Here is a 7,092-nt window from a genome sequence, read left to right on the forward strand (position 1 = left end):
GGTTTTTCCGCCAGATGTCTGCTGTCCGTGGACGTTTGCTCTTGCGCATCATTGCAGGTCTCCTGCAGGTAGCTTTAGGCTTGTGGCTCGTCTGGTTGTGTCGCCGGTTCATCGATGTCGTGATCTGGCGGGGCGACGTGCTGCGCGAAACCATCGTGCTTTTTTCTGTCATCGCCCTGCTGATAGCCCTTCGCCAGCTGGTATTCTATCTTTCCGGCATCACCGAGGTAATCCTCCAGAATGATATGCGTAGCCGCCTCTTTCAGTTTGTGCTTGGTAGAAAACTCTATGCTGAAAACCGGAAGGCTGCGGCTGGTGCAGAGAAACGGTCTTCGGAAATGCTTTCGGGCGATATCAGTCAGCGCCTGGAGCGAGACCTGTCTTCTGCGTCATCGGTTGTTACGGGTATATTGCCCACTATGATTGTTACCTTGGTGCAGCTTTTTGGAGCCTTCTTCCTGATGCGTTCCATCGATTCCATCCTGGCATGGAGTCTTCTTGTGCTTACGCCGGTGGTTGCAGTTTGTGCCAAGTATCTGGGTAGCCGACTCAAGAAGATGACGCTGGCGATACGCGAGGAGGAGAGCAGTATACAGATGATGATTCAGGAGACGGTAGAACATGAACTGACCATCAAGACCTTGCAGGCAGAAAACACGGTTTCCGGTCTGGTAGGCAGCATGCAGCAGCGTTTGCATCATCTGGTTCGTCGTCGAATCCGCTTTACGCTGATATCTCGTCTGTTGCTTGCTTTTACCTTTAGCTATGGTTACTTCGGTGCTTTTGTTTATGGTGCTATCCAACTTAAGGAGGGCTTGATAACCTTTGGTGTGATGACAGCCTTCCTGCAGTTGGTGGGTCAGATACAGAGTCCTATCATGTCGCTGTTGGGCATGATTCCCCAACTGATTCACGCTTCAGCGAGTGTTGACCGGTTGGTAGAGATCGAAAATACCGAACAGGAGAAGTCTCTGTCGCAGGCTGATGCTCCGATTCCTTTGCAGCATGCTTGTGGCATCCGTCTTCAGGATGTGAGCTATTCTTATCCCGATGAGCGTAAGAAGATGGTAGTCAGCCATTTCTCTTATGATTTCCGTCCTGCCACATCTGTGGCGATAGTGGGAGAAACCGGTTGTGGCAAGACCACCATCCTCCGCTTGCTGTCGAGTATCATTCAGCCCGATAGCGGAAAGATTGTATTGTATGATACCCAAGGTAAAGCGGTAGAAGGAACCGGCATGCGTTCGCATATCGTGTATATAGAGCAAGGTAATACACTGATGAGCGGAACCATTCGCGACAATCTTCTTCTTGCCAATCCCGGGGCTACAGATGAGCAGCTTACCGAAGCCCTTCATGTAGCCTGCGCCGATTTCGTGTTCAGTTTGCCGGCAGGTATGGATACGAAGATAGGAGAGCATGCCACCCGTTTGAGTGGCGGTCAGGCGCAGCGCATTGCCATAGCCCGCAGTCTTTTGCGCAAAGGCAACATTCTGCTGCTGGATGAAATCAGTTCATCGCTGGATGCCGAAACAGAGAAGATACTTTTCGACCGCCTCTTTGCTGCTTATGCCGATAAGACCATCATCTGTGTAACGCATAGGAAGGAAGTGGCAGACAGATGCCAGGAGCAGATACGGGTGGACAAGGAAAAGACTTTACAACCGAAGCTTTCTGAAAGACTCCGGAAAGAGAAGTGAGAGAAGCAGGAAGACTGGTGCGCCGGCGGGGGATACACGCTACTTCACTTCATTCCCAAACTCCACCTTCCGCCTCTGGCTTGCCGAGGTACGTTTTGTGGCTTCTCTGCCCGCACCTATCTGTACCGCATTTTCAAATTAAAGGAAGGTTGTACTCCTGCCGAATGGCGGGAGAAAATGGCTGAAAATGTAGCCGCAGAGGATAAAAAGCAGGATTAACCATTTTTCGATAAATACCAGGAAAACGCATCACAGAAGGGAACAAATCGTTAAAAAGGGTGTCTACTTGCTAGGAAGTAGACACCTAAAACATAGGAAGTAGACACATTGACAGGGGAAGTAGACACCTTTTTTGAAAGAAAAACACTATATTTGCACCATGAAAGAAATATTAGAAACCATGCCAAGGATAGAATTAGCCCTGATCATCATCGGGGTGTTTGCACTCATGTTAGGTATCATCTTCGTATATGCCATGATACATGAGTACAGGATGTATCTTGAGGATCATTGGAAAGCTCGCTTCAGCTTTCGTGATTTCTTCAAGCAGGAACAGTTTTATATCTATTTATTTCTGGCATCGATATACATCATGTCATTAAACCTCCTGTATTTCCTGGAGTGAGTTTCGGCAATAAGCAGACAAATATAAATAACAAATATAAAATTAAATTATGAAAAAAATTACCAATCAACTCAATGAGTCGCATGTCGGCCGTATGAACTATGGGGGGGGCAAAGTTCTATAGATTTGCTCTGTTCCCATTGATGTTGTTGATGTTGCTGCTTCTGCCAGCCGGCATGGTGGCGCAGAAGGCAGCTTCCAGTTCTAAGTATATAGCAACGTATGAATCCTCCACCCAAACCTTGACTTTCAAGAAACTTGTGGGTGAAACCCTTCCTAGCAATAGTGCTTGGGTGGAAGATAAACAGACGGTGACTGCTATCAATACAAAATTAGGAAATGGCACAATCGTGCACATTGTTTTCGATAAGAGCTTCAGCACATACACTCCTACAACGTTGTACCGTTTCTTTAAGGATCTCACAAAATTGGAAACAATTACAGGCCTGGAATATCTGAATACAGAGAAGGTAACGGATATGTACAGCATGTTCTGGGGCTGCTCATCTCTCATCTCGCTAGATGTTACCCATTTCAATACAGCGAATGTGACGGATATGAGCGAAATGTTCTTTATGTGCTCATCTCTCACCTCGCTAGATGTTACTCATTTCAATACAGCGAAGGTGACGGATATGTACAGTATGTTCTATAGCTGCTCATCTCTCACCTCGCTAGATGTTACTCATTTCAATACAGAGAAGGTGACGAATATGAGATTTATGTTCTCTATGTGCTCATCTCTCACCTCGCTAGATGTTACTCATTTCAATACAGAGAAGGTGACGAATATGAGATTCATGTTCTCTAGCTGCTCATCTCTCACCTCTCTCAATCTCACTAACTTCAATACAGAGAAGGTGACGGATATGGATGACATGTTTTCTGACTGCCAAGCTCTCACCACCATCTACGCCAGCGATAAGTTTGTTACGAACCAGGTTACTTCTAGTGATAATATGTTCCATATGTGCATCAATCTCATCGGTGCCATAGAATACGACGGAAGTAAGAGCGACCACACTTATGCCAACTACGAGAATGGCTACTTCAGTCCGGAAGGCGGATTCTATGCGTATGCCGAGTTTGACAATGCTACTGGAACGCTTACTTTCAGACGCGGCCTTTCCAAGCCCGAAGGAGCTTATGGCTTAAATGAGGGGAGAAATCTTCCTGACTGGAATAATTTAGGAACTAATGTAAAGAAGGTGGTCTTCGATGCTTCGTTTGCCAGTGCAAGACCAACAAACTGCTATGGGTGGTTCAAGGACTTCACTAACCTGACCACAATAGAAGGCTTTGAGTATCTTAACACCGAGAATGTGACGAATATGACCGGGGTATTCAATGGATGTTCCGCTCTCACCTCGCTCGACCTCACTAACTTTAACACAGCGAAAGTGACAGATATGAAACTTTTGTTCGCTAACTGTTCTGCATTGGAGTCTTTGGATCTCTCAATGTTCAATACGGAAAATGTGACATCAATGCCGAGCATGTTTAATGGTGCCACTAACCTCAAGACCCTAAACGTGTCTAATTTCAATACTGAGAAAGTCAACAATATGGGACACATGTTTGCCAATTGCCCTAACCTGACCTCGCTCGACTTGAGCAGTTTCAATACGAAAGGAGTTGAGTATGTGGACAATATATTCAAGAATTGCTCCAACTTGACCACGATTTATGCAAGTGAGAATTTTGCTTTTGGAAGTGGATTGAAAAATGGTGCAGATATGTTCCTTGGTTGTGATAAGCTCAAAGGTTTTATTGAGTATAACAAGAACACGGACACGGACAAGAACAACAGTAAATTCGCCAACTACAAGACTGGCTACTTCACAAAGTTGGTAGGCAAGAATGGTGAGGAGAAGATAGGAGCTGTAGGAGAAACGCTTACTGCGGAGAATCTCACTCTTAACGACGACAAGGACTTCGTGGCTTACGAGCCATTCGCAGCCAAGGCAGCATCTTACAACCGCACAATGAAGGAAGGTACAACCTGGGCTACGCTCTGCTTGCCTTTCGGGGTATCGCTCGCAAATCAGAACTTCCGTGCCTTCAAACTTCTTTCGGCTGATGATGCTACAGAAACTGTAGAACTCGAAGAGATAGAGACAAGCATTGCTGCTGGTACTCCTGTTATCATCAAGATGAAGGATGGAGCAAAATCGCTCAGCATCTCTGAAGCCGACAAGGCAATTGCAAAAGATGTTCAGACCTCAAAGACTGATAATGGCAACTATCAGCTCCAGGGTATCTATACCCAAAAGGAGTTTAGCAAGGATGCTGACAACAACTGCTACATCGTGAAGGGCGACAAGCTGATGAACCCAGCCAAGCTGTTGGATAAAACAACAACAGAGTCTGTGGGCAGCAAGCCTTTCCGTGCTTACATGGCAGATAACTCTTCTGCTCCTGCAGCAGGTGCCAGAATGTTCAGCATCAGCGTCGGCGGTAGCACCACAGCCATCGAGCAGTTGGAGACTACAGCAGATAGCAAGGCAGAATACTACGACCTCCAGGGTCGTCGCCTCCAGAATTTGCAGAAGGGTGTAAACATCGTGAAGCGTGGTGGCAAGACAATGAAAGTTATCATCAAATAATTAAAAAATAGAAATGGTATGAAAAAGAAAAAATATATCAAGCCAGTGGTTAGCGTCATGGAAATGGAAACCACAGCCATCCTCGCCAGCTCTGTTATCGAGAAAGCGGCAGAAGAGGATTACAGCAATGACAATGTGAAGAATTTCTGGGATAGTTCAACTAATAAGGGAATTTGGGCCGACTAAAAAGCCTCACCTTTAATAATAATGATACCCCATGGCACTCATGCCATGGGGTATTTTCGTTCTTACATTGTCTTTTATTGTCATTTACCCAACTTTCGCATGTAAGCTCCACACGCCCTAACAGGGCAGAAGGTGCTGTGGTATAAGTCCGTAAAACTGGTTTGCAAGTCCGCTAGGCGTTAGGGAGATACGCAAGTCCGCTAGGCGTTCCTGCGGACCATAACGCCTAGCGGACCATAACGCCTAACGGACTTGCGAGCTGTTGATTTATGACACACCCTCTTGTGGACCTTCAGCCCATACTTAAACCACTTGCGAAAGTTCTATTACTTATAATTAACAGGTTTGGTACACATTGCGCATCATGGGAAATGACAAGGGTCTATATGCCACGATGAACAGGTGGCGTATAGACCCTTGATTTGTGGCATGGAATGGCTATCTTTTATCTTTTAAAATACGGGAATCCAAATTTTCCCGAAACTTTTCTCCCGTTTTCTTTGCACTTTCAAAATAAAAGCTTATCTTTGCAACCAACAAAAAGTAGAACTTTAAAATGAATAAGTATGGCTTTAAAAATTAAAACTCGTGAAGAAGCTATTGCTGTATTACGAGATATGGTTAGACGTAAAAAAGAAATGGAAGCAAAGGCTCAAATAGACTTTGCTAAAGCACGAGAGGAGGCTGCAGACTGTTATGCATGCCTTTAACTTAACTCGCCTCAATTTTCATTCTCCTTATAAAGTCTGGATAGATAAAGGATCATATAAGTTCTTAACAGATTATGGTGTTCAGTATCGAATAGAATTTGTAGAAAACAATAATATTTGGGAGGATGAAAAAGCGTATGAATTCGGAATTCTCAATGAAAACAAGAAGAATTCTCCTAACGATTCTAAAGTTAAAGCAACTATACAATGTATTATAGAGGAATTCTTTCTTACGAATCCCGATATACTTCTATATCAATGTGAAACGGGTGATAGCAGACAGGCTATGCGAGCTCGCCTTTTTACCAGATGGTTTAACGAATTCGATAAACGAGATCGTTTTTGTGTCAAGGTTTCTATTCTTAGGGATGAAGAAGTTGACAATTACATAGCCATTATAGTTCAAAAGAGTAATCCTAAGTTGAATGACATTCTTCGAGATTTTGATGAGTTTATCGGTTTCTTTGATACAAAGCCCGAATAATAGTAGTAACTCTGCAATTAACTTGGTTGGCAAGGGTCTATATACCACGATGAACAGGTGGCGTATAGACCCTTGATTATATGGTGATATTCATAATCTACATCTCCGCTTTCAGCAGCTTTATCTCCTCTGCCGAAGGAAAGAGAAGAAGCAGAACGCAGGCTAAACGCAAGCAGCACGCCCTGAAGGGGCAGAAGCTCCTAGCCCAGGGCAGCGCCCTGGGTATAATAGCAATCAGCAAGGCGCCCTGTAAGGGCAAAAGCCTTACAACACCAATCTTCCTTAATCCCGAAACACGAATTTTTCATTATATTCCACATTATATAATTCCAAGAATGCTCTATATTCCTCTGCAAACGAATGCTTGGTGTGATGCTCTTTCTGGTTGTCAATATATTGCAATGTTTTGTCCACAACGGATTACATCTTTTGATAATATGAACAATACATGAACATGATCGCCTATACCACCAGCCTTTATCTCGGTACATCCCGATGTCTTTACAAGTTTGCCGATATAACTATGGAGTCGTTCCAAATCATTTTCACGGATTTGGGGGCTCGTTGATTTGATGTGGAAAATCAAATGGATGTAAATCTTTGATAAGGATTGCGCCATAATTTTAAAGCTTTTGCCCTTACAGGGCGTTGGTTTGTATATCATAATACCCAGGGCGTTGCCCTGGGCTAGGAGCTTCTGCCCTTTCAGGGCGTGTGGGGACATGTTGCTGTTGTATCAGTTCATCTTCATTGAGTGACTGAAGGGTATTCAGAAGGTTTT

The 7,092-nt window shown here is 44.4% G+C and carries 7 protein-coding genes; 6 read left to right on the plus strand and 1 reads right to left on the minus strand.

Annotated elements, in window-relative coordinates; all coding sequences use genetic code 11:
- From KSW37_RS14775 to KSW37_RS14800, 6 genes are all read left to right on the plus strand, one after another.
- Positions 1 to 1,700 (plus strand): ABC transporter ATP-binding protein (locus KSW37_RS14775; protein ID WP_217315151.1); only part of this gene is annotated, 1,700 nt, incomplete at its 5' end.
- A 400-nt stretch (positions 1,701 to 2,100) separates the two neighbouring features.
- Positions 2,101 to 2,325, plus strand: a complete 225-nt coding sequence (locus KSW37_RS14780) for a hypothetical protein (RefSeq protein WP_254368692.1) — start codon at positions 2,101 to 2,103, stop codon at positions 2,323 to 2,325.
- A 101-nt stretch (positions 2,326 to 2,426) separates the two neighbouring features.
- Positions 2,427 to 4,931 carry a BspA family leucine-rich repeat surface protein gene (locus KSW37_RS14785; protein ID WP_217315155.1) on the plus strand — a complete coding sequence of 835 codons (2,505 nt, stop codon included), beginning with the start codon at positions 2,427 to 2,429 and terminating at the stop codon, positions 4,929 to 4,931.
- 18 nt (positions 4,932 to 4,949) lie between these two features.
- The gene (locus tag KSW37_RS14790; protein ID WP_217315157.1) at positions 4,950 to 5,117 is read left to right on the plus strand and encodes a hypothetical protein; all 168 of its coding nucleotides are present in this window, start codon (positions 4,950 to 4,952) and stop codon (positions 5,115 to 5,117) included.
- A 566-nt stretch (positions 5,118 to 5,683) separates the two neighbouring features.
- Entirely contained in the window at positions 5,684 to 5,827 is a 144-nt protein-coding gene (locus tag KSW37_RS14795) for a hypothetical protein (protein ID WP_153082491.1), read from the plus strand.
- Entirely contained in the window at positions 5,814 to 6,311 is a 498-nt protein-coding gene (locus KSW37_RS14800) for a DUF6169 family protein (protein ID WP_117587274.1), read from the plus strand. The genes KSW37_RS14795 and KSW37_RS14800 overlap by 14 nt, the downstream gene beginning before the upstream one ends.
- 388 nt (positions 6,312 to 6,699) lie before the next feature.
- Here the strand turns inward: KSW37_RS14800 and KSW37_RS16210 are convergent, their stop codons facing one another.
- Positions 6,700 to 7,035 (minus strand): transposase, encoded by a 336-nt coding sequence (locus KSW37_RS16210; RefSeq protein WP_367397520.1) that lies wholly within the window; start codon positions 7,033 to 7,035, stop codon positions 6,700 to 6,702.
- Positions 7,036 to 7,092 lie beyond the last annotated feature (57 nt).

The sequence above is a fragment of the Segatella copri genome, from assembly GCF_019127135.1.
Classification (GTDB): domain Bacteria; phylum Bacteroidota; class Bacteroidia; order Bacteroidales; family Bacteroidaceae; genus Prevotella.

Coding starts and splice junctions, on each gene's coding strand:
- KSW37_RS14795 (WP_153082491.1), top strand. CDS start 5,684: ATGGCTTTAAAAATTAAAACTCGTGAAGAAGCTATTGCTGTATTACGA.
- KSW37_RS14800 (WP_117587274.1), top strand. CDS start 5,814: ATGCATGCCTTTAACTTAACTCGCCTCAATTTTCATTCTCCTTATAAA.
- KSW37_RS14780 (WP_254368692.1), top strand. CDS start 2,101: ATGCCAAGGATAGAATTAGCCCTGATCATCATCGGGGTGTTTGCACTC.
- KSW37_RS14790 (WP_217315157.1), top strand. CDS start 4,950: ATGAAAAAGAAAAAATATATCAAGCCAGTGGTTAGCGTCATGGAAATG.
- KSW37_RS16210 (WP_367397520.1), bottom strand. CDS start 7,035: ATGTCCCCACACGCCCTGAAAGGGCAGAAGCTCCTAGCCCAGGGCAAC.
- KSW37_RS14785 (WP_217315155.1), top strand. CDS start 2,427: ATGGGGGGGGCAAAGTTCTATAGATTTGCTCTGTTCCCATTGATGTTG.